This window comes from Pseudomonas sp. ACM7 (genome assembly GCF_004136015.1).
Classification (GTDB): domain Bacteria; phylum Pseudomonadota; class Gammaproteobacteria; order Pseudomonadales; family Pseudomonadaceae; genus Aquipseudomonas; species Aquipseudomonas frigoris.
This window is the reverse complement of the sequence record NZ_CP024866.1, coordinates 1,611,829-1,635,905: the sequence shown is the minus strand read 5'-3', so window position 1 is coordinate 1,635,905 and position 24,077 is coordinate 1,611,829. Positions and strand designations below refer to the sequence as shown.

The 24,077-nt window shown below is 59.3% G+C and carries 26 protein-coding genes; 7 read left to right on the top strand and 19 right to left on the bottom strand.

What is annotated here, in order from left to right:
* The first annotated feature begins 8 nt into the window (after nt 1-8).
* Nucleotides 9-1,907 (top strand): sulfate adenylyltransferase subunit CysN, encoded by a 1,899-nt coding sequence (gene cysN / locus CUN63_RS07790; RefSeq protein ID WP_129438454.1) that lies wholly within the window; start codon nt 9-11, stop codon nt 1,905-1,907.
* Between the two features lie 185 nt (nt 1,908-2,092).
* On the opposite strand, the gene CUN63_RS07785 is transcribed toward cysN, so the two are convergent.
* From CUN63_RS07785 to CUN63_RS07775, 3 genes are read right to left on the bottom strand one after another with little or no spacing between them, the layout of a single operon-like run.
* Complete coding sequence (locus CUN63_RS07785; protein WP_129438451.1) at nt 2,093-2,998, bottom strand: acyltransferase; 906 nt, start codon at nt 2,996-2,998, stop codon at nt 2,093-2,095.
* Nucleotides 2,999-5,098, bottom strand: coding sequence for a phosphate acetyltransferase (pta, locus tag CUN63_RS07780; protein ID WP_129438449.1), 2,100 nt, complete (start codon nt 5,096-5,098; stop codon nt 2,999-3,001).
* A gap of 60 nt (nt 5,099-5,158) precedes the next feature.
* Nucleotides 5,159-5,497 (bottom strand): DUF3565 domain-containing protein, encoded by a 339-nt coding sequence (locus CUN63_RS07775; protein ID WP_129438447.1) that lies wholly within the window; start codon nt 5,495-5,497, stop codon nt 5,159-5,161.
* On the opposite strand from CUN63_RS07775, the gene CUN63_RS07770 reads away from it, so the two are divergent.
* The 3 genes from CUN63_RS07770 to CUN63_RS07760 all read left to right on the top strand — a co-directional run bounded on the left by CUN63_RS07770 (nt 5,466) and on the right by CUN63_RS07760 (nt 7,848).
* Nucleotides 5,466-5,951, top strand: a complete 486-nt coding sequence (locus CUN63_RS07770; RefSeq protein WP_007901600.1) for a peptidylprolyl isomerase — start codon at nt 5,466-5,468, stop codon at nt 5,949-5,951. The two genes, CUN63_RS07775 and CUN63_RS07770, sit on opposite strands and share 32 nt — an antisense overlap.
* Before the next feature lie 124 nt (nt 5,952-6,075).
* Nucleotides 6,076-6,558 (top strand): glutathione peroxidase, encoded by a 483-nt coding sequence (locus tag CUN63_RS07765; RefSeq protein ID WP_129438445.1) that lies wholly within the window; start codon nt 6,076-6,078, stop codon nt 6,556-6,558.
* Between the two features lie 186 nt (nt 6,559-6,744).
* A complete protein-coding gene (locus CUN63_RS07760) occupies nt 6,745-7,848 on the top strand; it encodes an NADH:flavin oxidoreductase (protein ID WP_129438443.1) in 1,104 nt (367 codons plus the stop codon).
* A gap of 127 nt (nt 7,849-7,975) precedes the next feature.
* On the opposite strand, the gene CUN63_RS07755 is transcribed toward CUN63_RS07760, so the two are convergent.
* Entirely contained in the window at nt 7,976-9,175 is a 1,200-nt protein-coding gene (locus CUN63_RS07755) for a glycosyltransferase family 1 protein (RefSeq protein WP_129438441.1), read from the bottom strand.
* A gap of 40 nt (nt 9,176-9,215) precedes the next feature.
* Entirely contained in the window at nt 9,216-9,968 is a 753-nt protein-coding gene (gene cysZ, locus CUN63_RS07750) for a sulfate transporter CysZ (protein WP_129438439.1), read from the bottom strand.
* A gap of 316 nt (nt 9,969-10,284) precedes the next feature.
* Between cysZ and trxB the strand changes: the two genes are divergently transcribed.
* Complete coding sequence (gene trxB, locus CUN63_RS07740; RefSeq protein ID WP_129438437.1) at nt 10,285-11,247, top strand: thioredoxin-disulfide reductase; 963 nt, start codon at nt 10,285-10,287, stop codon at nt 11,245-11,247.
* A 198-nt stretch (nt 11,248-11,445) separates the two neighbouring features.
* Here the strand turns inward: trxB and CUN63_RS07730 are convergent, their stop codons facing one another.
* The 11 genes from CUN63_RS07730 to CUN63_RS07680 all read right to left on the bottom strand — a co-directional run bounded on the left by CUN63_RS07730 (nt 11,446) and on the right by CUN63_RS07680 (nt 20,257).
* Nucleotides 11,446-12,729: an FAD-binding oxidoreductase gene (locus tag CUN63_RS07730; RefSeq protein ID WP_129438433.1), complete on the bottom strand. Its 1,284-nt coding sequence runs from the start codon at nt 12,727-12,729 to the stop codon at nt 11,446-11,448.
* Nucleotides 12,730-12,905: 176 nt separating this feature from the next.
* Nucleotides 12,906-13,733 carry a transporter substrate-binding domain-containing protein gene (locus CUN63_RS07725; protein WP_129438431.1) on the bottom strand — a complete coding sequence of 276 codons (828 nt, stop codon included), beginning with the start codon at nt 13,731-13,733 and terminating at the stop codon, nt 12,906-12,908.
* Nucleotides 13,734-13,779: 46 nt separating this feature from the next.
* Nucleotides 13,780-14,508 (bottom strand): amino acid ABC transporter ATP-binding protein, encoded by a 729-nt coding sequence (locus CUN63_RS07720; protein WP_165353310.1) that lies wholly within the window; start codon nt 14,506-14,508, stop codon nt 13,780-13,782.
* Nucleotides 14,509-14,568: 60 nt separating this feature from the next.
* Nucleotides 14,569-15,543: an amino acid ABC transporter permease gene (locus tag CUN63_RS07715; protein WP_129438427.1), complete on the bottom strand. Its 975-nt coding sequence runs from the start codon at nt 15,541-15,543 to the stop codon at nt 14,569-14,571.
* Between the two features lie 131 nt (nt 15,544-15,674).
* Complete coding sequence (locus CUN63_RS07710) at nt 15,675-16,925, bottom strand: aspartate aminotransferase family protein (RefSeq protein ID WP_129438425.1); 1,251 nt, start codon at nt 16,923-16,925, stop codon at nt 15,675-15,677.
* Between the two features lie 218 nt (nt 16,926-17,143).
* A complete protein-coding gene (locus CUN63_RS07705; protein ID WP_129438423.1) occupies nt 17,144-17,482 on the bottom strand; it encodes a HopJ type III effector protein in 339 nt (112 codons plus the stop codon).
* On the bottom strand, nt 17,475-17,771 hold the full coding sequence (locus CUN63_RS07700; protein ID WP_008150700.1) for a DUF1244 domain-containing protein: 297 nt from the start codon (nt 17,769-17,771) through the stop codon (nt 17,475-17,477). Before CUN63_RS07700 ends, CUN63_RS07705 begins: the two co-directional genes overlap by 8 nt.
* Before the next feature lie 65 nt (nt 17,772-17,836).
* Nucleotides 17,837-18,208, bottom strand: coding sequence for a dihydroneopterin triphosphate 2'-epimerase (folX, locus tag CUN63_RS07695; protein WP_129438421.1), 372 nt, complete (start codon nt 18,206-18,208; stop codon nt 17,837-17,839).
* A gap of 2 nt (nt 18,209-18,210) precedes the next feature.
* Nucleotides 18,211-18,771 carry a GTP cyclohydrolase I FolE gene (gene folE, locus CUN63_RS07690; RefSeq protein ID WP_129438419.1) on the bottom strand — a complete coding sequence of 187 codons (561 nt, stop codon included), beginning with the start codon at nt 18,769-18,771 and terminating at the stop codon, nt 18,211-18,213.
* 22 nt (nt 18,772-18,793) lie between these two features.
* A complete protein-coding gene (gene folM / locus CUN63_RS07685; protein WP_129438417.1) occupies nt 18,794-19,504 on the bottom strand; it encodes a dihydromonapterin reductase in 711 nt (236 codons plus the stop codon).
* 183 nt (nt 19,505-19,687) lie between these two features.
* On the bottom strand, nt 19,688-20,257 hold the full coding sequence (locus CUN63_RS07680) for an antibiotic biosynthesis monooxygenase (RefSeq protein ID WP_129438415.1): 570 nt from the start codon (nt 20,255-20,257) through the stop codon (nt 19,688-19,690).
* A 211-nt stretch (nt 20,258-20,468) separates the two neighbouring features.
* Here CUN63_RS07680 and CUN63_RS07675 point away from each other — a divergent pair, with 211 nt between their 5' ends.
* Nucleotides 20,469-21,428 carry a MerR family transcriptional regulator gene (locus CUN63_RS07675; RefSeq protein ID WP_129438413.1) on the top strand — a complete coding sequence of 320 codons (960 nt, stop codon included), beginning with the start codon at nt 20,469-20,471 and terminating at the stop codon, nt 21,426-21,428.
* Between the two features lies 1 nt (nt 21,429).
* Here the strand turns inward: CUN63_RS07675 and CUN63_RS07670 are convergent, their stop codons facing one another.
* Complete coding sequence (locus tag CUN63_RS07670; RefSeq protein ID WP_129438411.1) at nt 21,430-22,035, bottom strand: hypothetical protein; 606 nt, start codon at nt 22,033-22,035, stop codon at nt 21,430-21,432.
* A 54-nt stretch (nt 22,036-22,089) separates the two neighbouring features.
* Nucleotides 22,090-22,566 carry a PAS domain-containing protein gene (locus tag CUN63_RS07665; RefSeq protein WP_129438409.1) on the bottom strand — a complete coding sequence of 159 codons (477 nt, stop codon included), beginning with the start codon at nt 22,564-22,566 and terminating at the stop codon, nt 22,090-22,092.
* A gap of 154 nt (nt 22,567-22,720) precedes the next feature.
* Between CUN63_RS07665 and CUN63_RS07660 the strand changes: the two genes are divergently transcribed.
* Nucleotides 22,721-23,176, top strand: a complete 456-nt coding sequence (locus CUN63_RS07660) for a flavodoxin (protein ID WP_129438407.1) — start codon at nt 22,721-22,723, stop codon at nt 23,174-23,176.
* Here the strand turns inward: CUN63_RS07660 and CUN63_RS07655 are convergent.
* Complete coding sequence (locus tag CUN63_RS07655; RefSeq protein WP_129438405.1) at nt 23,157-24,053, bottom strand: LysR family transcriptional regulator; 897 nt, start codon at nt 24,051-24,053, stop codon at nt 23,157-23,159. The two genes, CUN63_RS07660 and CUN63_RS07655, sit on opposite strands and share 20 nt — an antisense overlap.
* Nucleotides 24,054-24,077: the final 24 nt, after the last annotated feature.

The following is a 24,077-nucleotide window of genomic DNA, read 5'->3' as shown; positions in this document are numbered from 1 at the left end:
GGGTTGTCATGTCGCACGCATCTGATTTGATCAGCGAGGACATCCTCGCCTACCTGGGCCAGCACGAACGCAAGGAAATGCTGCGCTTTCTGACCTGTGGCAACGTCGACGACGGCAAGAGCACCCTGATCGGGCGCCTGCTGCACGACTCCAAAATGATCTACGAAGATCACCTGGAAGCCATTACCCGCGACTCGAAAAAAGTCGGCACCACTGGCGATGACATCGACCTGGCATTGCTGGTCGACGGCCTGCAGGCCGAGCGTGAGCAGGGCATCACCATCGATGTCGCTTACCGTTATTTCTCCACCGCCAAACGCAAATTCATCATTGCCGATACCCCGGGCCATGAGCAGTACACCCGCAACATGGCCACCGGTGCGTCCACCTGTGACCTGGCGATCATCCTGGTCGACGCCCGTTACGGCGTGCAGACCCAGACCCGTCGCCACAGCTTCATTGCCTCGTTGCTCGGCATCAAACACATCGTTGTCGCCATCAACAAGATGGACCTCAATGGCTTCGACGAAACAGTCTTCGAGTCGATCAAGGCCGATTACCTGAAGTTCGCCGAAGGCATCGCCTTCAAGCCGACCACCATGGCCTTCGTGCCGATGTCGGCGCTGAAAGGCGACAATGTGGTGAACAAGTCCGAGCGCTCGCCGTGGTACACCGGCCAGTCGCTGATGGAAATTCTCGAGACCGTCGAGATTGCCAACGACCGCAACTACACCGACCTGCGTTTCCCGGTGCAGTACGTCAACCGTCCGAACCTGAACTTCCGTGGTTTCGCCGGCACCCTGGCCAGCGGCGTCGTGCACAAGGGCGACGAAGTCGTTGTGCTGCCGTCGGGCAAGAGCAGCCGCGTGAAATCCATCGTCACCTTCGAAGGTGAGCTGGAGCACGCAGGACCGGGTCAGGCGGTGACGCTGACCATGGAAGACGAGATCGACATCTCCCGCGGCGACTTGCTGGTGCACGCCGACAACCTGCCGCAAGTGACTGACGCCTTCGACGCCATGCTGGTGTGGATGGCCGAAGAACCGATGCTGCCGGGCAAGAAATACGACATCAAGCGCGCCACGTCTTATGTGCCGGGTTCGATTACCAGCATCGTCAACCGCGTTGATGTGAACACTCTGGAAGAAGGGCCGGCCAGCTCGTTGCAGCTGAACGAGATCGGTCGGGTCAAGGTCAGCCTCGACGCCGCCATCGCACTGGACGGTTACGCGAGCAACCGCACCACCGGTTCGTTCATCGTCATCGATCGTTTGACCAATGGCACCGTCGCGGCCGGCATGATCATCGCTCAGCCGTTGAGCCATGGCAGCAGCACTCACCACGGCAAGCTTGCCCATGTAGCCACCGAAGAACGCGTGCAGCGCTTCGGCCAGCAACCGGCCACCGTGTTGTTCAGCGGCTTGTCGGGCGCCGGCAAAAGCACCCTGGCCTACGCGGTTGAACGCAAGCTGTTCGACATGGGCCGTGCGGTGTTTGTACTCGATGGTCAGAACCTGCGTCACGACCTGAACAAAGGTCTGCCACAGGATCGCGCCGGGCGTACCGAGAACTGGCGTCGTGCGGCGCACGTTGCGCGTCAGTTCAACGAAGCCGGGTTGCTGACGCTGGCAGCGTTTGTTGCGCCGAGTGCCGAAGGTCGTGAGCAGGCCAGGGAACTGATCGGCAAGGAACGTCTGCTGACGGTCTACGTCCAGGCCTCTCCGACGGTCTGTGCCGAGCGTGACCCACAAGGCCTGTACGCGGCGGCCGGGGACAACATCCCGGGTGATTCCTTCCCGTACGACGTGCCGCTGGACGCCGACCTCGTGGTCGATACCCAGTCGCTGTCGCTGGAAGAAAGCGTCAAGCAAGTGCTGGATCTGCTGCGCAAGCGTGGCGCGATCTAAGCGTTAGCCATTAATAAAAAACCCGCCGATGAGTGAACATCGGCGGGTTTTTTTGTGTCCCTGAAATCGTCTTCGCGAGCAAGCCCGCTCCCACAGTGGATCTTCATGAGACACAAATTTTTTGTACGACAAAAATCCACTGTGGGAGCGGGCTTGCTCGCGAAGAGGCCGGTATAGACGCCGGACTACTTCGCTGGATACTCGCGGTGCATCTGGTCCAGCAACGCATCCTTGTCATCCCACAACTGGTTGATCCAGCCCTGAAACTGCAATCGATACTCGCCGTCCTGGTCATAGTTCTTGCCGATGAACTGCGGCGGAATCTTCAGCTCCTGAAAGTGCACCACCACGTCCTTCACGTTCCCACAGAGCAAATCCCAATAACCGGGACGGCCGGCCGGATAGTGAATGGTCACGTTGACGATGGCTTCCAATTGCTCACCCATGGCATCCAGCACAAACGCGATGCCGCCCGCCTTCGGTTTGAGCAAGTGGCGGAACGGCGATTTCTGCTGGGCATGTTTGCCTTCGGTGAAACGCGTGCCTTCGACGAAGTTGAAAATTCCCACCGGGTTATGGCGGAACTTGTCGCAGGTCTTGCGGGTGGTTTCCAGGTCTTTGCCTTTCTTCTCCGGGTGCTTCTCCAGGTAGGCCTTGGAGTAGCGCTTCATGAACGGAAAGCCGAGCGCCCACCACGCCAGACCAATCACCGGCACCCAGATCAGTTCCTGTTTGAGGAAGAACTTCAGCGGGCGAATCTTCCGGTTCAGCACGTACTGCAACACCATGATGTCGACCCAGCTCTGGTGGTTGCTGGTGATCAAGTACGAGTGCTGATAGTCCAGACCTTCCAGGCCGCTGAGCGTCCAGCGTGTGTGCCCGAGCAAGTCCATCCACGCTTTGTTGTTGCTGATCCAGGCTTCGTGGATGTGGCTCATCAGCCAATCGGTAAAACGCTGGGCGGCGGGGAAGGGCAGCAGCAGTTTGAAAATTGCGACGATGAACAGCGGTGTGCAGCAGGCAATCGTGTTCAGTGCCAACAGCAGCGAGGCAATGACGCCTCGCAGCGGTGCAGGTAGGGAATCCAGCATTTAAAGATCCAAAGGTCGGTTGGCAGCTTGAATCGCGGTCAACGCGATGGTGTAGACGATGTCGTCGACTTGCGCGCCGCGCGGCAGGTCGTTCACCGGTTTGCGCAGGCCTTGCAGCATCGGCCCGAGGCTGACGCAGTCGGCGCTGCGCTGCACGGCTTTGTGGGTGGTGTTGCCGGTGTTCAGGTCGGGGAACACGAACACTGTGGCGCGACCGGCGACCTGGCTGTTCGGTGCCAGCTGCTTGGCCACGGTTTCGTTGGCGGCGGCGTCGTATTGCAATGGGCCGTCGATCAGTAGCGAGTTTTGTTGCTCGTGGGCGAGCAATGTCGCTTCGCGAACCTTTTCGACTTCTTCGCCGCTGGCCGATTCACCGCTGGAGTAGCTGATCATCGCCACGCGCGGGGTGATGCCGAAGGCGGCTGCCGAGTCGGCGCTTTGCAGCGCGATCTCGGCCAGTTCGCTGGCGCTCGGGTGCGGGTTCATCACACAGTCGCCGTAAACCAGCACTTCCTCGGGGAAGAGCATGAAGAACACTGACGACACCAGCGTGCAGCCCGGCGCGGTCTTGATCAGTTGCAGGGCCGGGCGGATGGTGTTGGCGGTGGAGTGAATGACGCCGGACACGAGGCCGTCGACTTCATCCAGCGCCAGCATCATGGTGCCGATCACCACGGTGTCTTCCAGTTGCTGCTCGGCCATCGGCGCGTTGAGGCTTTTGGTTTTGCGCAGGGCGACCATCGGCTCGACGTAGCGCTCGCGAATCAGGTCCGGGTCGAGGATTTCCAGCCCCGGCGGCAGCTCGATGCCTTGGGCGCGAGCGACGGCTTCGACGTCTGCCGGTTTCGCCAGCAGCACGCAACGGGCAATGCCGCGCGCCTGACAGATCGCTGCGGCTTGCACGGTCAGCGGCTCGCTGCCTTCGGGCAGGACGATGCGTTTGTTGGCAGCCTGGGCGCGCTGGATCAATTGATAACGGAACACGGCGGGCGACAGGCGCATTTCCCGTGGCGTGCCGCAGCGTTGGTGCAGCCACTTGGCGTCGAGGTGGCTGGCAACGAAATCGGTGATGATCTCCGCGCGCTCGCGGTCGTCGATCGGGATTTCCTTGTTCAAACCGTTCAACTGGTTGGCGGTGTCGTAGGAACCGGTGCTGACCGACAACACCGGCAGGCCCGCCTGCAACGCGCCACGGCACAGGTCCATGATGCGCGGGTCGGGCAAGGTGTCGCTGGTCAGCAACAGGCCGGCCAACGGCACGCCATTCATGGCCGCGAGGCTGACGGCGAGGATGATGTCGTCGCGATCACCGGGTGTCACCACCAACACGCCGGGCTTGAGCAGCTCCACGGTGTTGCGCATGGTACGGGCGCAGATGATGATTTTGGTCATGCGCCGGGTCTCGTAATCACCGGCATTGAGAATTTGCGCGCCCATCAGATCGGCGACGTCGCGAGTGCGTGGGGCGTTCAATTCCGGCTGGAACGGGATGCAACCCAACAGACGGAAATCGCCACTGCGCAGCAATGGCGAATGCTCTTTCAAGCGCGAGGCAAAGGCTTCCATGCTCTCGTCGGTTTTGACCTTGTTGAGGATCACGCCGAGGACTTTCGGGTCTTTCGGACCGCCAAACAATTGCGCCTGCAACTCCACGCGGCCGGACAGTTCAGTCAGCACTTCGTTTTCCGGCGCCGAGACCAGGATCACTTCGGCGTCGAGGCTTTTCGCCAAATGCAAATTGACCCGTGCGGCGTAGCTGGCGCTGCGGGTCGGGACCATGCCTTCGACAATCAGCACATCTTTTCCGACAGCAGCCTGCTGATAGAGGGTGATGATTTCTTCGAGCAACTCATCCAGCTGACCGTCGCCGAGCATGCGCTCGACGTGCGCCAGACCGAGCGGCTGAGGCGGTTTCAAACCGTGAGTGCGCGCCACCAGTTCAGTGGACCGTTCAGGCCCGGTGTCACCCGGATGCGGCTGGGCAATCGGTTTGAAAAAGCCGACCTTGAGGCCGGCCCGCTCAAGAGTACGCACCAGCCCGAGGCTGATGGAGGTCAGACCCACACCAAAATCGGTGGGCGCGATAAAAAAAGTTTGCATGCGAATTCTCTGGAGGTGCATGGCAATGGTGACGACCTATGTCTGGCCGTTTACCGAAATTCAGTCGCCAAGGTTATCGCTATCCGAGCCTTGTGCGCACCAACCGCAATCAAAGGGCTGGCCTATTTTTTCAATACGCTGCGCGGGGTCCAGGACCCAGGCGCGCGATTGCCACGGTGGCTGGTGGCGAAGGTGTTGGGTGTGACCGCAGGAAAGCTCGGCCACCCAGTGCCCGTCCTCATCCTGATGGAAGCCTGTGACCGTTGAGCCTTTCGCCGCCACCCGTCTGTCCGGGTTGTGTTCGCTTTCGGGCGATTGCTTCGCTAAACTTGGCCATTCTTCATTCTTATGCAAAAGGTCTCGCCCCATGCTGATCGCCGCCAATAAGGCTGTCTCCATCGACTATACCCTGACCAACGACGCTGGTGAGGTCATCGACAGCTCCGCCGGCGGCGCGCCGCTGGTCTACCTGCAAGGCGCAGGTAACATCATTCCGGGCCTGGAAAAGGCTTTGGAAGGCAAAGCAGTCGGTGACGAACTGACTGTCGCCGTAGAACCTGAAGATGCCTACGGCGAATACGCTGCCGAACTGGTCAGCACCCTGAGCCGCAGCATGTTCGAAGGCGTCGACGAGCTGGAAGTGGGTATGCAGTTCCACGCATCCGCTCCGGACGGCCAGATGCAGATCGTCACCATTCGCGATCTGGACGGCGACGATGTCACCGTCGACGGCAATCACCCGTTGGCGGGTCAGCGCCTGAATTTCCAGGTCAAGATCATCGACATCCGTGATGCCAGCCAGGAAGAAATCGCTCATGGTCACGTCCATGGCGAAGGTGGCCATCACCACTGATTTTCTGCGCTAAGCTTTCGAGAACTGGAGAGGCGCCCGAGGGGCGCCTTTTTAGTCCGCGGCTGTCCCGGGTGACACCGCCAAGTGGCTGTTTCGAGAAGAACACGGGAATCTGGAGTTCGTCATGAGTGCTTTTCACGACCTTAAATTGACAGGCCTGGATGGACAGGAGCTACCGCTGGCGCCTTTCAAGGGGCGTGTCGTGCTGGTGGTCAACGTCGCCTCCAAATGCGGCTTGACCCCTCAGTACGCGGCGCTGGAAAACCTCTACCAGCAATACAAGGACAAAGGCTTCAGCGTGCTGGGCCTGCCGTGCAACCAGTTTGCCGGGCAGGAACCGGGTACCGAGCAAGAGATCCAGGAGTTTTGCAGCCTCAACTACGGCGTGAGTTTTCCGTTGTCCAGCAAGCTGGAAGTCAACGGTCACGATCGTCATCAGCTGTACCGTCTGCTGGCGGGCGAGGGTGCTGAGTTTCCCGGTGACATTACCTGGAACTTCGAGAAATTCCTGCTGGGCAAGGATGGTCGCGTGCTGGCGCGGTTCTCGCCGCGCACGGCGCCGGATGATCCGTCTGTCGTTCATGCGATCGAAAAAGCCCTGAGCTAAAGAGAAAGATCAAAAGATCGCAGCCTTCGGCAGCTCCTACAGGGGAATGTGTACACCCGTAGGAGCTGCCGAAGGCTGCGATCTTTTCGTTTCTAATCCTTAATCACTTAAATCAATAGTGCTGTTCAATGCTTGGCACTCTCCATATTATCGCCGTCATAAAGTCTATGTCCCGTGGAGCGTCCCATGCCCGTCAAAGCCCTGTTCAAACCGTTCCACCTCGGCACTCTCGAACTGCCGACCCGCGTCGTCATGGCGCCGATGACCCGTTCGTTTTCGCCGGGTGGCGTTCCCAACTCCAAAGTGATTGAGTACTACCGTCGTCGCGCCGCTGCAGGCGTTGGCTTGATCATCACCGAAGGCACCACCGTCGGCCACAAGGCTTCCAACGGTTACCCGAATGTGCCGCATTTCTACGGCGAAGCGGCGCTGGCCGGATGGAAAAAAGTGGTCGACGCGGTTCATGCTGAAGGCGGCAAGATCGTTCCTCAGCTGTGGCATGTCGGCAGCGTGCGCCGCATCGGCACCGAGCCGGACGCCAGCGTGCCGGGTTACGGTCCGTCGGAGAAATTGAAGGACGGTCAGGTCGTGGTTCACGGCATGACCCAGCAAGATATCCAGAACGTGATCGCCGCATTTGCCCAGGCCGCCCAAGATGCCCAGAGCATCGGCATGGACGGCGTGGAAATTCATGGTGCCCACGGCTACCTCGTGGACCAGTTCTTCTGGGAAGGCAGCAACCAGCGCACTGACGAATACGGCGGCAGCCTGGCCAACCGTTCGCGTTTCGCCATTGAACTGATCCAGGCGGTGCGTGCAGCGGTCGGCGAAGGCTTCCCGATTATTTTCCGTTTCTCTCAATGGAAGCAGCAGGATTACACCGCGCGTCTGGTACAAACCCCGGAAGCACTGGGCGAGTTCCTCAAGCCGTTGTCCGACGCCGGCGTGGATATTTTCCACTGCTCGACGCGCCGTTTCTGGGAACCGGAGTTCGACGGTTCCGAGCTGAACCTGGCCGGCTGGACCCGCAAACTTACCGGTAAACCGACCATCACCGTGGGCAGCGTCGGCCTGGATGGCGAGTTCCTGCAGTTCATGGTCAACACCGACAAGATCGCGCAGCCGGCCAGCCTGGAAAAACTGCTGGAGCGTTTGAACAATGATGAGTTCGACCTGGTGGCGGTAGGTCGCGCGTTGCTGGTGGACCCGGACTGGGCGCAGAAAGTGCGTGACGGCCGTGAAGAAGACATCCTGCCGTTCAGCCGTGAGGCGTTGATGACCCTGGTTTAAGCAGCGACTGCACAGACGCCTTCGCGAGCAAGCCCGCTCCCACAATTAACCGTATTCTGCATGTAGAAACTCGGTTGAATGTGGGAGCGGGCTTGCTCGCGAAGACTGACTCAATGTCACCCAGGATTCAGGGTAAGGTCGCTGCACCAGGAACCAACTGCTCCCCCACACAAGCCCCGCGCAACTGCCCTTCAAACTGCTCGATAATCGCTGCCCAGCCCTGGCGACTCGCATGCTGACGCGCATTAAGCCGCACGCAGCGCAAGGTTTCGCGCTCTTCCAACAGCCAACACGCCGCATCGCAGAATGCCTCTTCGTCCCCCGGCATCGCGAGTACGCCGTTGTAGCTATGGCGGATGTGCTGAGCCGCTGCTGCCTGATCGTAGGCCACCACACCCAGTCCCGAGGCCAGCGCCTCAAGCACGACATTGCCGAAGGTTTCGGTCAGGCTTGGAAACAGAAACACATCTCCCGACGCATAGTGACTGGCCAAGGCTTCGCCGCGTTGTGAGCCACAGAAAATCGCCTCGGGCAGTTCTTTCTCAAGTGCCGCTCGTTGCGGACCGTCGCCGATCACAATCAACTGAATGTTGCGCTGTGGATAAGTGGCTTTCAGTGCGTCGAAGCAGCGCTTGAGCAGGCCAAGATTTTTCTCCGGTGCCAGACGTCCTACGTGGATTACAGCGATGTCGTCGCTACCCAACCCCCAGCTCTCACGCAAGGCGTTAATCCGCTTGGTCGGGTGAAACAACTGGCTGTCGACCCCACGCGACAGCAACGCCAGGCGCTCGAAATGCCGGCGCTCCAGTTCCATTCTTTGGCTCACGCTCGGCACCAGGGTCAGCGTCGAACGATTATGAAACCAGCGCAGGTAGTGGGTCAGCAATCGCGTCAGCAGTCCAAGCCCATACTGACTGGAGTACTGCTGGAAATTGGTGTGAAAGCCGCTGACCACCGAAATCCCCAAGCGCCGCGCCGCGCGCAACGCGGACAATCCCAGCGGTCCTTCAGTGGCGATGTACAGCACGTCCGGGCGATGACGCTTCCAGCGCCGCAGCAACTTGTGCATCGACGACTGACCCCATTGCAAGCCGGGATAACCCGGCAGCGGCCAGCCCCGACACAGCAACAACGCATCGTCGCTGCCCAACTGCTGATCGCAACCCTGACGCGGTCGCACCAATTCCACCTGGTGCCCGCGCGCGCGCAAGCCGTCACACAAGCGACCGAGGGTATTGGCCACTCCGTTGATTTCGGGAGGGAAGGTTTCGGTGATCAGAGTGATATGCAGAGCTGTCGTCATGACCTCAGTGTCGGCTGAGGCCATGTCGTCAGTGTGACGGTGGGATGATGAATTTGTGACCGAATCAGCGCTGGACTACCAGGTTTTCCGCGCCGCGTTCACGCACCCAGAACAAGGTTGCCCCCGCCACAGCCGCCGGCATCATCAGGATGTTGACCACCGGAATCAGCAGCACCAGATAAACACTGCCGCCGAAACTCATGCTCTGCCAGCGCTTCGCGCGCAGCCAGGCGAGCATCTCGTTCCAGCCCAGTTTGTGGTTATCCGCCGGGTAGTCGATGTACTGGATCGCCATCATCCACACCCCGAACAGCAGCCACAATGGTGCGGCGATGATGTTAACCACCGGGATGAACGAGAGGATGAACAACCCGATGGCGCGCGGCAGGAAGTAGCCGAGCTTGCGCATTTCCCGGGCCAGGGTGCGGGGGATCATGGCGATCAGTTCGCCCCAGCTGAAGGTCGGGAAGTCATCAGTGCCGCGCACCACGACTTCGACTTTTTCCGCGAGGAAACCGTTGAATGGCGCGGCGATGACGTTGGCCAGCATGGTGAAGGTGAAGAACACCATTAACACCACCAGCACCACGAACAACGGCCAGAGGACATAACTGAGAAAACTCAGCCATTCGGGCAGGGACGGCATCAACGTATCGACCCACAGGCTGAATTGATGGCTGGCCAGGTAGATCAATCCGACGAACAGCACCAGGTTGATCGCCAACGGCAACAACACGAACAAGCGCAGGCTTGGGCTCAGGACCAGCTTGAGGCCTTCGCGCAGGTATTGCGGGCCGGACAGAACGGGGGCGGGCATAACGTGCTCCGAGCAAAGGGGAAACGCGCCGACCTTACCGGCTTTGCCTGACAGGCGAAAGCGCGGTAGCAGCATCGACATTAACTGTAACAAAGGCGCCTATGTATCCATCGTGATGGGATAGAGACCGCCTATGAGCTGGATTGTTAAACCGTATTTCCTTAATCTTCGCCCCCTCGATACGCTGCACCCCATACTTTTTACAGGACTGTCGAGCTCAAGCCTTCCCCAAGTGCTTTCAACGGTCCTTTTTTATTCCCGCCGGCAACCCGGCGTTCCGCGCCAGAAGTTTCGGGCCGGTCAACAGGAGCAGGTCATGTCTGAAGTCCGTCATTCGCGAGTGATTATTCTCGGTTCCGGCCCTGCCGGTTACAGCGCCGCGGTCTATGCCGCCCGTGCCAACCTCAAGCCACTGCTGATCACCGGCATGCAAGCCGGCGGTCAACTGACCACCACCACCGAAGTCGATAACTGGCCTGGCGACGTCCACGGCCTGACCGGCCCGGCGCTGATGGACCGCATGAAAGAGCACGCCGAGCGCTTTGAAACCGAAATCGTCTTCGATCACATCAATGCCGTGGACTTCGCTGCCAAGCCGTACACCCTGACCGGCGACAGCGCGACCTACACCTGCGACGCCCTGATCATTGCCACCGGCGCCAGCGCTCGTTACCTGGGGCTGCCGTCGGAAGAAGCGTTCATGGGCAAAGGCGTTTCGGCCTGCGCGACCTGCGATGGTTTCTTCTATCGCAACAAGCCAGTGGCTGTGGTGGGTGGCGGTAACACTGCTGTGGAAGAAGCGCTGTACCTGGCCAACATCGCCAGCAAAGTGACCTTGATTCACCGTCGCGAAACCTTCCGCGCCGAGAAGATCCTGATCGACAAGCTGAATGCCCGGGTTGCCGAAGGCAAAATCGAGCTGAAGCTGAACTCGACCCTGGACGAAGTGTTGGGCGACAACATGGGCGTAACCGGTGCCCGCCTGAAGAACAATGACGGCAGCTTCGACGAGCTGACAGTTGACGGCGTGTTCATCGCCATCGGCCACACCCCGAACACGTCGTTGTTCGAAGGTCAGCTGACCTTGAAAGACGGCTACCTGGTTGTGCAGGGCGGCCGTGACGGCAACGCTACTGCCACCAGCCTCGAAGGCATCTTTGCTGCCGGTGACGTGGCTGACCACGTTTACCGTCAGGCCATCACCTCGGCCGGCGCTGGCTGCATGGCGGCACTGGACGCCGAGCGTTACCTTGACGACCTGCAGAACGCTTCGTTCTGATTGTGTTGAAATGAAAAAACCGGCTTCGGCCGGTTTTTTTGTGCATATATAAAAAGATGCATTGCCGACCCCGGCCCTTGTGGGAGCGAGCTTGCTCGCGATAGCCATTTATCATTCAACAGTGATATCGAGTGACATACCGCTATCGCGAGCAAGCTCGCTCCCACAGGTTTTTGCATTGGCCGAAGTCGATTGCGATCAGCCGCGAAATCGCTCCTGGACGAAGTCCATGACCTTCAACGATTGATAGATGGCATTGGCGGCAATCCGCCCGAACGGCCCGCCGTTCCAGTCCAGCAAGTACGGTTTGAACAACTGATAACGCGCACTTTCCCCGCACACCGCTTCGGCGATGACCCTGCCGCCAATCGAGCCGGTATTCAAGCCATGGCCACCAAACGAGGTGCAGGCCCAGACGCCCGGTTCGAGCAATCCCAGGTTGGGCATCTTGTTGGTGGAGTAACCCATCAGGCCGGACCAGGCCAATTCGATTTTGACCGGGGCCAGTTGTGGATAGACCGACACCATGTCGGCCTTGAGCATGGCGGCGAGGGCCTTTTCGTTCTGTTCGTTGCGGGTGGTGATGCGTCCGCCCCAGAGCAGGCGGTCGCCTTCGACCACGCGGTAATAGTCCGAGGCGCGGCGGTCGTCGGAGAACGCGGCGCCGGAGTCGAGGACGTTTTTGATCGAGTCGCCCAGGTGTTCGGTCAGCACCACATAGGTCGCGATGGGCAGGTAGGCGCGGCTGAGTTTTTGCAACTCCGGGCCGCCGTAACCGCCGGCGCAGAACACCAGGTCCTGGCAGCACACGGTGCCGTGAGCGGTCTGGACAATTTTGTCGGCGCCTTCGCGATGCCAGGCCAGCATTTTTGATTGTTCGAAGATCCGGCCTCCTGCTGCTTCGATGGCGAGGGCCAGTCCCAGGCAATAATTCAGCGGGTGAAAGTGCAGCGCCTTCGGATCCTCGATGCCCTGGAAATAACGCAGGGTGTGGGCCCGCTCGCGGACCTGAGGGGTGTCGAGGAAGTTGAGTTCATAGCCGAAGTCCCGGCGCATGCTCTCGATGTGGTTTTTCACACCAGCACTGTCGTCGTAACGCTTGACCCGAATCGTACCGGCGGATGGATCGCAACCGGACAATGCCAGTTCGGCGATGTTGCGGCGGACAATCTCCACACCCTCGACCGACATTTGAAAGAGCGCCTTGGCCTGTTCCAGTCCAAGTTTCTTGCGGATCGCTCCCGACCCTTCAGCCCAGCCCGGCGAGACCACGCCGCCATTTCGACCGGACGCGCCCCAGGCGACTTGCCGGGCTTCGAGGATGATCACGCGTTTGCCGCGCCGGGTCAGCTCCAGGGCCGCGGTAAGGCCCGCGATCCCGGCGCCGATGATGCAGACGTCGCAAGTTTCGTCAGTGCGAAGTTCGGGCCTGGCTGCGCGGGGCAGCGAGGTTTGGGAATACCAAGTGGTGGGGAAGGACATGGTCAATCCTTGATAGGTTGCCGGTCATTTAAGCGAACACCTGGCCTTTGTGGGAGCNAGCTNGCTCCGGGCGGCGATCCGACGATGGCGGTCGAACATTCCACATCAATGCTGAATGTGATGGCCTCATCGTCGGATCGCCGCCCGGAGCNAGCTNGCTCCCACTGTGGGCGGGGTTATTTGACGGTCGAATAGTCCACGCCGTACCACTTGGTCGACAGCTTGGTCAGCGTGCCGTCCTTGTGCATCTCGCCGATGATTTGACCGAGCTTGGCCTTCAACTCTGCGTCACCCTTGTCGGTGGCAATGGCCAGGGGTTCGTAGAACACCACGCCGTTGTCGACCGCACGCAGAGGGTAATTTTTCTTGATGGCCGCTTCCAGCGTGCTGCGCTGAGTGAGGATGCCGTCTAGACGAACACCGTCGCCCAGTCGCAAGTCATCCAACGGTCCAAGGGAGCCGGCATAGGTTTTCATCTTTTTGGTCTGTACGTCGTAGGTGACGGGGGGCAGGTCCGTCGCTTCGATGGCCAGCGCCTGGTTCAGGTAATCCTCGGACGTGGTGCCGCCTTCGACACCGATAGTTTTGCCATTGAGCGCTTTGTGGTCGGTGAGTGTGGATTTGTTGTGAACCGCAAACACGTAGGGCACGTAGTAGTAGGTCGCGGGGAAGTCGAGAATTCGCGCGCGACTTTTAGTGGCGGTCATCGAGCCCACGGACATGTCCCAGCGCCCGTTCCACTTGCCGGCGGTGATCACGTCCCAATCGGGGGTAATGAACTTGACCTCGACACCGAGACGCTTGGCGATCTCCTTGGAAACATCGATATCAAACCCGTCGATTTCATTCTTGTCGTTGATAAACCCTTGGGGTGGCCAGGTCGCCGACGTGGCGACGGTCATTGTTTTACTGCTCTGGATTTTGTCCAGTACGGCTCCGGCGTTGGCGGCGCCGACGAACACCAGCGACATTGCGGCTGCGATTACGTGTTTTTTGCTGACCATGTCCATCTCCACTTATCGTTATTGTTCTGAAGGGGCAAAGCAGTGCTCAGTGACCAATGATCTGCGACAGGAATTTCTGTGCGCGTTCGGTTTGCGGGTTGTTGAAAAACTCGGAAGGGGTGGCTTGTTCGATGACCTGGCCCTGGTCCATGAACAGCACGCGGTCAGCGACCTTGCTGGCAAAACCCATTTCGTGGGTTACGCAAATCATGGTCATGCCGTCGGTGGCCAACTCACCCATCACGTCCAGCACTTCGTGGACCATTTCCGGATCGAGGGCCGAGGTTGGTTCGTCGAACAGCATCACTTTGGGGTTCATGCACAGCGCCCGGGCAATCGCCACGCGTTGCTGCTGGCCACCGGACAGTTGCGAAGGGTACTTGTCGGCGTGTTCGGCAATTCGCACTCGCTCCAGGTAGACTTGAGCGCGTTTTTTCGCCTCGGCGCTCGACACGCCTTGCACCAGTTGCGGGGCCAGGGTCAGGTTGTCCATCACGCTTAAGTGTGGGAACAGGTTGAAGCTCTGAAACACCATGCCGATTTCCCGGCGCACCGCGCTGACACTTTCTGCCTCGCTGGTGAGGGTGATGCCGTTGACCTGAATGTGGCCTTTCTGGAAATTCTCCAGATGGTTGATGCAACGAATCATCGTCGATTTTCCTGAGCCCGACGGTCCGCACACCACCAGGATTTCGCCGGCGGCGACGTTCAGGTCGACATCGCGCAACGCGTGAAAGTCGCCGTACCACTTGTTCAAACCGATGATGGAAATCATCGAAGGGCTGGTCTGCGCAACAGGTGCCAGGTCGATTCGTTCTGCCGTAGTCATCACGCATCAGCCCCTTGCGATGGATCGGTTGACCCGTTTTTCGATCCGCGCCTGCACCCGTTCGAGGATGAACGACAGGGCCCAGTAAATCATCGCGGCGGTGATCAGCATTTCCAGGTGGCGGAAGTCCGCACGACCCTGGGTCTTGGCCAGGTACATCAATTCCCAGACGCCGATCACCGACACCAGCGAACTGTCCTTGAGCATGGCGATGAACTGGTTGCCGGTGGGCGGGATGATCACCCGCAAGGCTTGCGGCATGATCACCCGGCTCAGGGTCTTGAGCGGGCTGATGCCCAGGGCTCGTGAGGCCTCCCACTGACCCACCGGAATGCTCTGGATGCCCGCACGAAAAATCTCGGTCATGTAGGCGCCGTAGCACAGCGACAACGCGAGGATGCCGGCCGGCACTGCGTCCACCACATAACCCAGTTGCGGCAGTCCGAGGTAAATCAGGTAGATCTGGATCAGCAGCGGAACACCGCGAAAAAACGAGGTGTAGAACGAGGCGATGGCATTGGCCAGGCCGTTGTTCGACAGCTTGGCCACGGCACCGATCAACGCCAGCACGAAGGCAATCACGATCGCCACGGCGGAGATGTACAGCGTGGTCGCGGCGCCCTGGATGATCAGGAAACCGATCTTGTCGAGGATGAAGCTGTAGGAAAGGTCGAATGTGTCGAAGAACGCCAGAAACAGGATCAGCAGTTCGATCCATACCACGGTGGTCTGCACTTTGAATTTCAAGCGTCCGAGGACGTGAAAGTTCAGCGTGCCCAGTGCGGCAATCGCCAGGCCGATGGCGATATTGCGAGCAGTCAGGCTGTCCGGGGCATTGCCCAGCAGCGGATGCAGGAAATGACTGAGGGCGCTGTTACCCAAGTTCATCAGGTAGGAGCCGAGAAACAGCACCACGGCTACGCCAAGCAGGAATTGAGGATCATTGGACTTTTTTTTATAAATTATATTGTCGTGATACATGAATGCCTCAGGCTTGTAGGTGGTAGTGATCTCGCTTGGTAAAAGGGGTATTTGGCCAGTATTGCGACGCAAAATCGGGGACTACAAGCGAACATAATTCGCTATGTCAGTCCCTGATCGTAGTTTGCTTTTCAGGAAAGCTTCGCCAGGCAAGCCTCGAGGATATCCAGCCCTTCCTCCAGCACCGCTGCCTCAGTAGTCAGTGGTGCCAGCAGCCGAATGATGTGGCGCGACTTGCCGCTGGGCATCAGCAGTAAACCGGCGTCGCGGGCCAGGGCCAGCAATTGGGTCAACTGCGCTGAGGCGGGTGTGCCGTCGGGATTGATCAGTTCGATACCGCGCATCGCGCCAACGCCGGTCAAGCGGCCCAGAAACGGGGAAAGCTTGTTGGCGCGCCAGGCCTCATAGCGGCTGACGATGGCTTCTTCCTGTTGCGAGCCCCAGGCGTGCAGGTTCGCATCGGTCATCTCGTCCAGGGTTGCCAGTGCTGCGGCGCAGGCAATCGGGTTGCCTGAATAGGTGCCGCCCAGTCCGCCCTTGGGCAAGGTGTCGAGCAGCGACTTGCGCCCGACCACCGCACCCAGCGGCACACCGCCGGCGATGCTTTTGCCCAGCAGAATCAGGTCCGGCTCAATGCCCAGTCGCGAAAATGCAAAGCGCTGGCCGGTGCGACCGAAGCCGGACTGGATTTCATCAGCGATCAACAGGATGTTTTTTTCATCACAGAAGCGACGTAGCGCTTGGGCGAACTCCACGTCCAGCGCCAGGAAACCCGCTTCGCCCTGCACCGGTTCGACGATAAAACAGGCGACGTCATCGACGTCGATCTCGACGCTGAACAGGCGGTCCATGGCCTTCAGGGCCTCCGCGCAGGTCACGCCGTTGTCCTGGCTCGGGAAGGGCAGGTGAAAAACCGGACCCGGCAGCACGCCGACTTTCTGTTTGTAGGGCGCGACTTTTCCGTTGAGGTTGAGCGTGGCGAGGGTGCGGCCATGGAAGGCGCCGTCGAAGGCGATGACGGCCGTGCGACCGGTGGCGCCACGCACGATCTTCAGGGCATTTTCCGCCGCTTCCGCACCGCTGTTGGTGAGCATGCCGCTGACCGGGTAGTCCACCGGAATAAACGCGGTGAGACGATCCATCAGTTCGATGTAGGGCGCATGCGGGGCGGCGTTGAACGCGTAGTGAGTCAGCCGGGTGGCTTGTTCGCGAATGGCCTCGACGATGCGCGGATGGCAATGGCCGAGGTTCAATACACCGATGCCGCCGACGAAGTCGATGTAGCGTTTGCCATCGGTGTCCCAGACCTCGGCATTTTTGCCGTGGCTGAGCGTGACGGGATGAACGATGTTGATCGACTGGCTGATGGTTACGCTGCTCATGGATGACCGACTCTGAAGAAGGGATGCTTCTTTTTATCTAAGCCGTGAGCAGCGGTGCCCGGCAAACGAAATAAAGTTGCCGGGTCAATCTTAAAAGTCGGGATGTGCGGTGAAGGTCAAAAGATCGCAGCCTCGTTTCACTCGACAGCTCCTACAGGGATTGTATTTCGCTGTAGGAGCTGTCGAGTGAAACGAGACTGCGATCTTTTGATTTTGAGTCAGCGGCGAGTCAGCGGCTGTTTCGCGAACGTCACACCCGCCAGACCATGTGCAATCAACGCGCGGATATTACCGTGATCGCTGCCCTCAGGCGTCGCCACCACCGAACGGTAATGCTCGCCGAACGCTAGCAGCGCTTCTTCATCGCTCAAGCCTTCCAGCAGCGCCAGACCCAGGGTCTTGCACGAGCCTTCGTTCTGCCCGGCTGCGTTTTCCACGCCGCCGTTGTTGAAAGCCTGAGGCTGATAGTCGTAGCCGGCGGCGATGAACGCCAGGGTGTCGGCAAAAACGTGTTCGCCGCTCTTGAGGCTGGCGCGCAGGGTGTTCAAATCACTCATTGGGTTTTCCTTTGGCGAACGCCGCTTGTTGTTCGGCATTGGCTTCTTGCTGGTATTGGGCTTTCCACTCGGCGTACGGCATGCCGTAAACCACTTCGCGGGCGTCATCGAGGCTGACCTCGATCTGGCGTTCGTCGGCAGCGGCCTTGTACCACTTGGACAGGCAGTTGCGGCAGAAACCGGAGAGGTTCATCAGATCGATGTTCTGCACATCCTTGCGGCTGTCCAGGTGGGCGACCAGCCGGCGAAAGGCGGCGGCTTCAAGTTCCAGGCGTTGTTGATCGGTCATGGCGGGCTCTGTGCAATCAAATCGTGCGCGGATGATAAAAGTCTGACGAGCAATGTGCCAGACGGTCAGCGGCTCGCAGCCAGGGTAATCGACACCGACTCGGCGAATCGCAGGGCGTGGGGCTTGTCGACTTCGACCTCGGCGTACAACACCGATTCGTTGGCCATGACCAGATCGAGAATTTCCTGAGTCAGGCGTTCGAGCAGGGCGAAACGATTGCCTTCCACGTGGGCGATGATCGCCTTGGTGATGGTGCGGTAATTCAGCGCGTGATCGATGTCGTTGTCACGCACCGCTTCTTGAGCGGCATACAGGATGGTCAGGTTGATCAGTACATCCTGCTTGTTGAGGATTTCATCCTCGTTGATCCCGATGAAGGTCCGCAGGCACAGGTCCTTGACCCGGATGCGTGCCGTTCCTGGTTGAAGTTGTGGCATTGCTACTTGCTCCGTCCAATCAATTGCAGGAACTCCTGTCGGGTGTTGCTCGACTCGCGGAAGGCGCCGAGCATCACCGAGGTGTTCATGGTCGAATTCTGTTTCTCGACGCCGCGCATCATCATGCACATGTGCTTGGCTTCGATGACCACCGCGACGCCCGCAGCACCGGTCACTTGCTGCACCGCGTCGGCGATTTGCCGAGTGAGGTTTTCCTGGATTTGCAGGCGACGGGCGAACATGTCCACCAGTCGTGCAATTTTCGACAGGCCCAGCACTTTGCCCGTTGGAATATAAGCCACATGCGCCTTGCCGATGAAGGGCAGCATGTGATGTTCGCAGAGCGAGTACAGCTCGATGTTGTCGACGATGATCATTTCATCGGCATCGGAAGCGAACAGCGCGCCGTTGACGATCTCTTCGACACTTTGCTCATAACCATGGCAGAGGTACTGCATGGCTTTTGCCGCGCGAACCGGGGTGTCTTGCAGGCCCTCGCGGTCGGGGTTTTCACCGAGGCCGATGAGGATCTCGCGGTAGCTCTGGGACAGGGATAACGTCATGGAACATCCTCGCGGGGGCCGCTTATTTGATGTGCCGTCCGCCGTTGACGGTCAGGGTCGTGCCGGTGACATAAGGGTTGTCGAGCAAATAACGCAGGCTCTGGTAGATCACTTCGCAGCCGGGTTCGATACCCAGCGCAGACTTGGCCAGTGCCTTGGCGCGGTACGCCGCGTCGTCGTCGGGGTTGAACATTAGCAGGGCTGGGGCGATACCGTTGACCTTGATTGTCGGCGCGTATTTCGCGGCGAAGGACAGGGTGAGGCTGTCGAGCCCGGCTTTGCTGGCGCAGTAGCCAATGTGCTTGCTGCTGCCCTTGCGGGTTACGTCATCGCTGATGTGCACGATGTCCGCCGGGCTTGAGCGTTGCAGCAAGTCGGCACAATGCAGATTGATCAGGTAGGGCGCCAGCATGTGGACGTTGAACATGCGGGTGAAGGCGGTGGCGTCGGTGTCCGGGGTTTCGGCCAGCCATTCGGAGGCGTTATGGACAATCGCCCGCAGGCTGTCGGTGTGGTTTTTCAGTTCGCTGATGAACGCGAAGATTCCGGCTTCAGTGGAGAAGTCGGCACACACCGCGGTCGCCCCCAGGTCGCGCAGAACTTGCACGCCGGGGCGTTCACTGCGGTAGCTGAAGATCACCGGCTGGCCATCCTCGAGCAAACGCTGCGCGCAGTGCAGGCCGACACGTTGGCCGGCACCGGTGATGAGAATTGGGGCTACGAAAGAGGTCATGAACGGCTCGCGTCGCGGTAAGAGCAAAACTATACCAGCGCGCGGCGGCATTCACCTACCGTGGGGCTTCCTCTGTGGGAGCGAGCTTGCTCGCGATGGCGGTATCACAGCCAACAAAGATGTTGAATGTTATGGCCTCATCGTCGGATCGCCGCCCGGAGCAAGCTCGCTCCCACATGGGGATCAGTGGTTTTGGGTGGAGGGCTCGGCGGGCAAACGTCGGGTCGCAGCGGTGTTCAGCCAGTTGGCCAGCAGGCGGGTCGACAGCGGAATGAAGAAGTAGACCATCAGCGGGGTCAGGCACAAGGTGCTGATGAACACCCGGCTCAGCAGACCCATGTCGCTCAGCAACGGCCCGAGGATAAAGTTGAACAGCAGGGAAACCGGAAAGAATGCCAACCAGATCGCCACGGCCTGTTTCCAGCGTGGTGGTCGCTGGCCGGCCGCGCCGAACCAGCCTTCGATGCCGCTGACACGATGTTCCGTTGGATGGGCAAACAAGTCGCTGCCGCGTGCCAGCCATGCGGTGCGCGATACAGAATGCTCCCAGGCGTGCAGCGTCTGCTCGTCGGCAAAGCGGAAAATAATCTGGAATTCGTCATCGTCGGGCGGCGGAGCGAGCACGCCAGAACCGAGGTAGCCGGGAAAATCGGTGGCCAGTTGTTCGCCTTCGCGCAACCAGGCGATCAGGTCTTGATAACGCCCATCGGCGACGCGGCGCGCAACCATCAGCGTGACGGGTGAAGTAGACATTTTGTATCTCCGTATGACAATCGCGTCGCTCCGGATAGGAGTTTCGCCAGGCGCAGCGCCGGGGTGGTGGGCTGCGTCTTGGAACAAGCAAGGATTATTCCTGATTCTGCCTGGAACGTCAGTGACATTCGTCGCCATCAACGTCTTGAATGGTATGGGGGCAGCGGAGGTAGAATGGGATCCAATTTATACATGGACGTAGAATTATAAAATGCCTGTGCCAACTGACGTTGTCCGTGTAATGCAGCCCGAAACTCCTCTCGAACAGGAAGAGCTGTTTCCGATTCGCGAAGTGGCGCGCCTGACCGGGGTCAACCCGGTCACGCTACGCGCATGGGAACGACGTTATGGACTGATACAGCCCACGCGCACCGAAAGTGGACACCGACTGTATTCGATGACCGATATCGATCGGGTCCGCAGCATCATCGGCTGGATCGAACGCGGCGTTGCTGTCAGTAAAGTCGGCAAGATACTGGCCAGGACTGCCCCGCTTCAGGCCCTGTCGCACATCATCCCGAATGAACTCGTACACGCTGACTACATGCAATGGAAGCAACAGGTTCAGGTGGCGGTGAATGCCTTTGACGAGGTTCAACTGGAGCAGGTCTATGGACAGATCTTTTCCAGTTATCCCCTGACTGTCGTGTTTCAGGACATTCTGCTTCCACTCTGGAAGCAATTGCAGCAGCGCCATGAAGCGTTCGGTCAGGCCAGCGAGTGGTTTTTCCTGGATGGTTTTCTGCGTTCTCGAGTGTTGCAACGCCTGCTGCTGGTGCGTGTCATGCAGCCGCGACGGGTGATTGTCTGCGCCTTGAACGATCAGTGTCGTGAACTCGAAGTGCTGGTAGCGGCGCTGTTTCTGAGCAGTGTCGATTCGGCTATTCAAGTGTTGGCTATCGGTCAGCCATTCGACGAATTGACCCTGGTCTGCGAGCGAATCAAGGCCCAGGCGCTGGTGCTGTTTTCCAATCACGCGCCTGCGCCCGAGTTGCCACGGCGATTGAAGCGCCTGGCCTTGAGCCTGGATTGTCAGTTGATGCTGGCGGGGGATGCGTCCGATCTGGTGCAGGAAAGCCTGGCTGGATCGTCGATTGGATGTCTGGGTAACGAAGGATTGGTCATGCGTCAGCGTTTGAAACAGTTCCTGACAGGCAACCTGGACACTTGAATCAGAGATGCATGGCCGGATGCGTCAGCCGATGCTGTTGAAGGATGTACTGGCGCAGACGCTCGGTTTCGTCCTTGTCACCCTGATTCAACTGATAGGCAAAGAAGCCGCTCTCGGTTTCTTTCTCGAAGGTGCCGCGCAACGCGATGCGCTCGTAGCCAGACGGGCTGAACCACAAGGCGAAATGCTTTGGCGGCTTGGTCTTGTTGCGAACTTCCAGCAAGACCCCTTTGAACGACACTTCGTGCACCCACATCGTACCGGGCTGGCCATTGGCATTCTCCAGCGCTACCGGTTCTTCGAGTACCAGGCGCCATGGCCGGACCATCGGTCCGTCTTCATAGATGCTGGGGACGCCGAGGCGTAAATGCAGCGCATGAAACTCGTCTTCCACCAGGTGCAGCGGGAAGGTCATTTGCTGATTTTCGAAGTTGGCCTGGATGGTGACTTGTTCATGAGCGGCAAGGCGCGTGAGCAGGTCACGGATCTGCGAACCACCGTTGACGAGCAGGCTCGACGTCGCATCCCGCACATTGAGTTGCGGGTTGTGTTGCATTGTCTGGATAAAATCCAGCTCATCCTGGGTCAGGAGTGCGTCGCGTTGCATGATCTGCTCGACAGAAATAGTTACAAAGTCACTGGTGATTGTAGTTAATGACAATCAATTCTTCGTTTTGTTTTCGCCGTTCGTCGCTTTTAGTGCGGCAAGTTCGGCCTGGACCTCGGCCAACTGCGCCTCCAATTGCGCGACTCGCTGCTGCGCCTTGACCTGAAGGGTGACGTCTTTCTGCACACCGACGAAATAAGTCTGTCCGTCATCAGGGTTCTTCACCGTCGAAAGGGACAGCTCGTTCCAGAACGGCGTGCCGTCCTTGCGGTAATTTCTGAGGATTTCCCGGCAGGAACCGCCACTGCTCAATGCCTCGCGAATCAACGGGAGAGCTTCCTGATCTCCGTCACCGGACTGAAGAAAACGGCAATCCTGGTAAAGGATTTCTTCGCTGGTGTAACCCGTCAGGCGTTCGAATGCCGGGTTGACGTAAATCAGGATGTTGTCCTGCTCGCCTTCCTTTTCGGCAATCACGATGCCGTCGTTGGAAGCGTTGATCACCATTTGCAGCAGTTGGGCGTTAATCATCGGAGAGTCCTTTCCAATTTGATTGTGGGATGCATTCTAAAAGAACACTGATCACTGTCTACTGGCCATCAGCGTTAATTGAGAGTCAAGCGCAGCTTTTTTGCCACGGCTGTTAATATCCCCCGTCTTTTTACTCAGCTTCAGGATCAGATTGATGAAAGTCGCCATCCTTTCCGGCTCGGTGTACGGCACGGCTGAAGAAGTCGCCCGCCACGCCGCAAACATTTTGAAAACCGCGGGTTTCGAAACCTGGCACAACCCGCGTGCGAGCCTCGCCGATGTTCAGGCCTTTGGCCCCGAAGCCTTCCTAGCGGTGACCTCGACCACCGGCATGGGCGAGTTGCCGGACAACCTGCAACCGTTGTATTTCGCCATTCGCGACCAGTTGCCTGCTGCCTGGCGTGGATTGCCGGGCGCCGTGATTGGCCTGGGCGATGCGAGCTACGGCGATACGTTCTGCGGTGGCGGCGAGCAAATGCGTGAATTGTTCGGCGAACTGGGCCTACGCGAAGTCCTGCCCATGCTGCGCCTGGACGCCAGCGAAAGCGTGACGCCGGAAACCGACGCCGAGCCTTGGCTGGCGGAGCTGGTCAGCGCTCTGCGGGGCTGACCGGCCGCTCGCGCAGCAAGGCGAGCCAGGCTTGCGCAGCTTTTGACAAGTACGCGCCCTGACGCCAGATGAAGGCGATATCCCAACGCAAATAACTCGGCGCGTTCAAGGTCAGGCGCACCACGCCTGGCCGCACCAGCCCGCGAGCCACCACGCGCGGCAACAACACCACGCCTTGACCGGCCGCCACCAGCGCTGCAAGAAAGTCAGCCTGGCCGCTACGACCGCCTTCCTTCGGCGTAAACCCCAGCTGCTGGCAGGCTTGCAGCAAACGGTCGTTGAGCACGAAGCTGCGCTGATACAGCAGGAAGGGCGTGTCGGCCAATTCCTCCAGGCCAATCACCGTCTTCGACGCCAGCGGATGATCGGCCGGCAGCAGGGCGTCCAGCGGCTCATCGCAGAATGGCTGGAAGGCGAACTGCGGGTCCTTCGTCAACAGGCTGCCACCCAGTTCCAACTCTCCACTCAAAACGGCCTGTTCGATGTTCAGGCTGCCACCCTCCAGCAATTGAATGCTGATGTTCGGGTAGCGTCGCCGGTATTCAGCGAACAGTCCGGCGAACAGCGCGTCGCTGCCCAGTAGCGGCAAACCCAGACGCAATTCCCCGCGGGCCAGTTGGCTCAAGTCATCCAGCTCACTGAGCAGTTCGTTGCGCAGCCGCAACATGCCTTCGGCCCGTTGCAGGACCACGCTGCCAGCGGCGGTCAGGCGCAGCTGCGAACCCTGGCGTTCGAGCAGCGCAGTGCCGAGGCTCTGTTCCAGCTGAGCGACCTGTTTGCTCACCGCCGATTGACTGATGTGCAGGGTCTTGGCGGCTTGAGTAAAGCCACCCTGATGCATGACTTCGACGAAGCTGCGTAGCTGTTTGAATTCCATCTGCCTGATTCCATTTTGGAATGT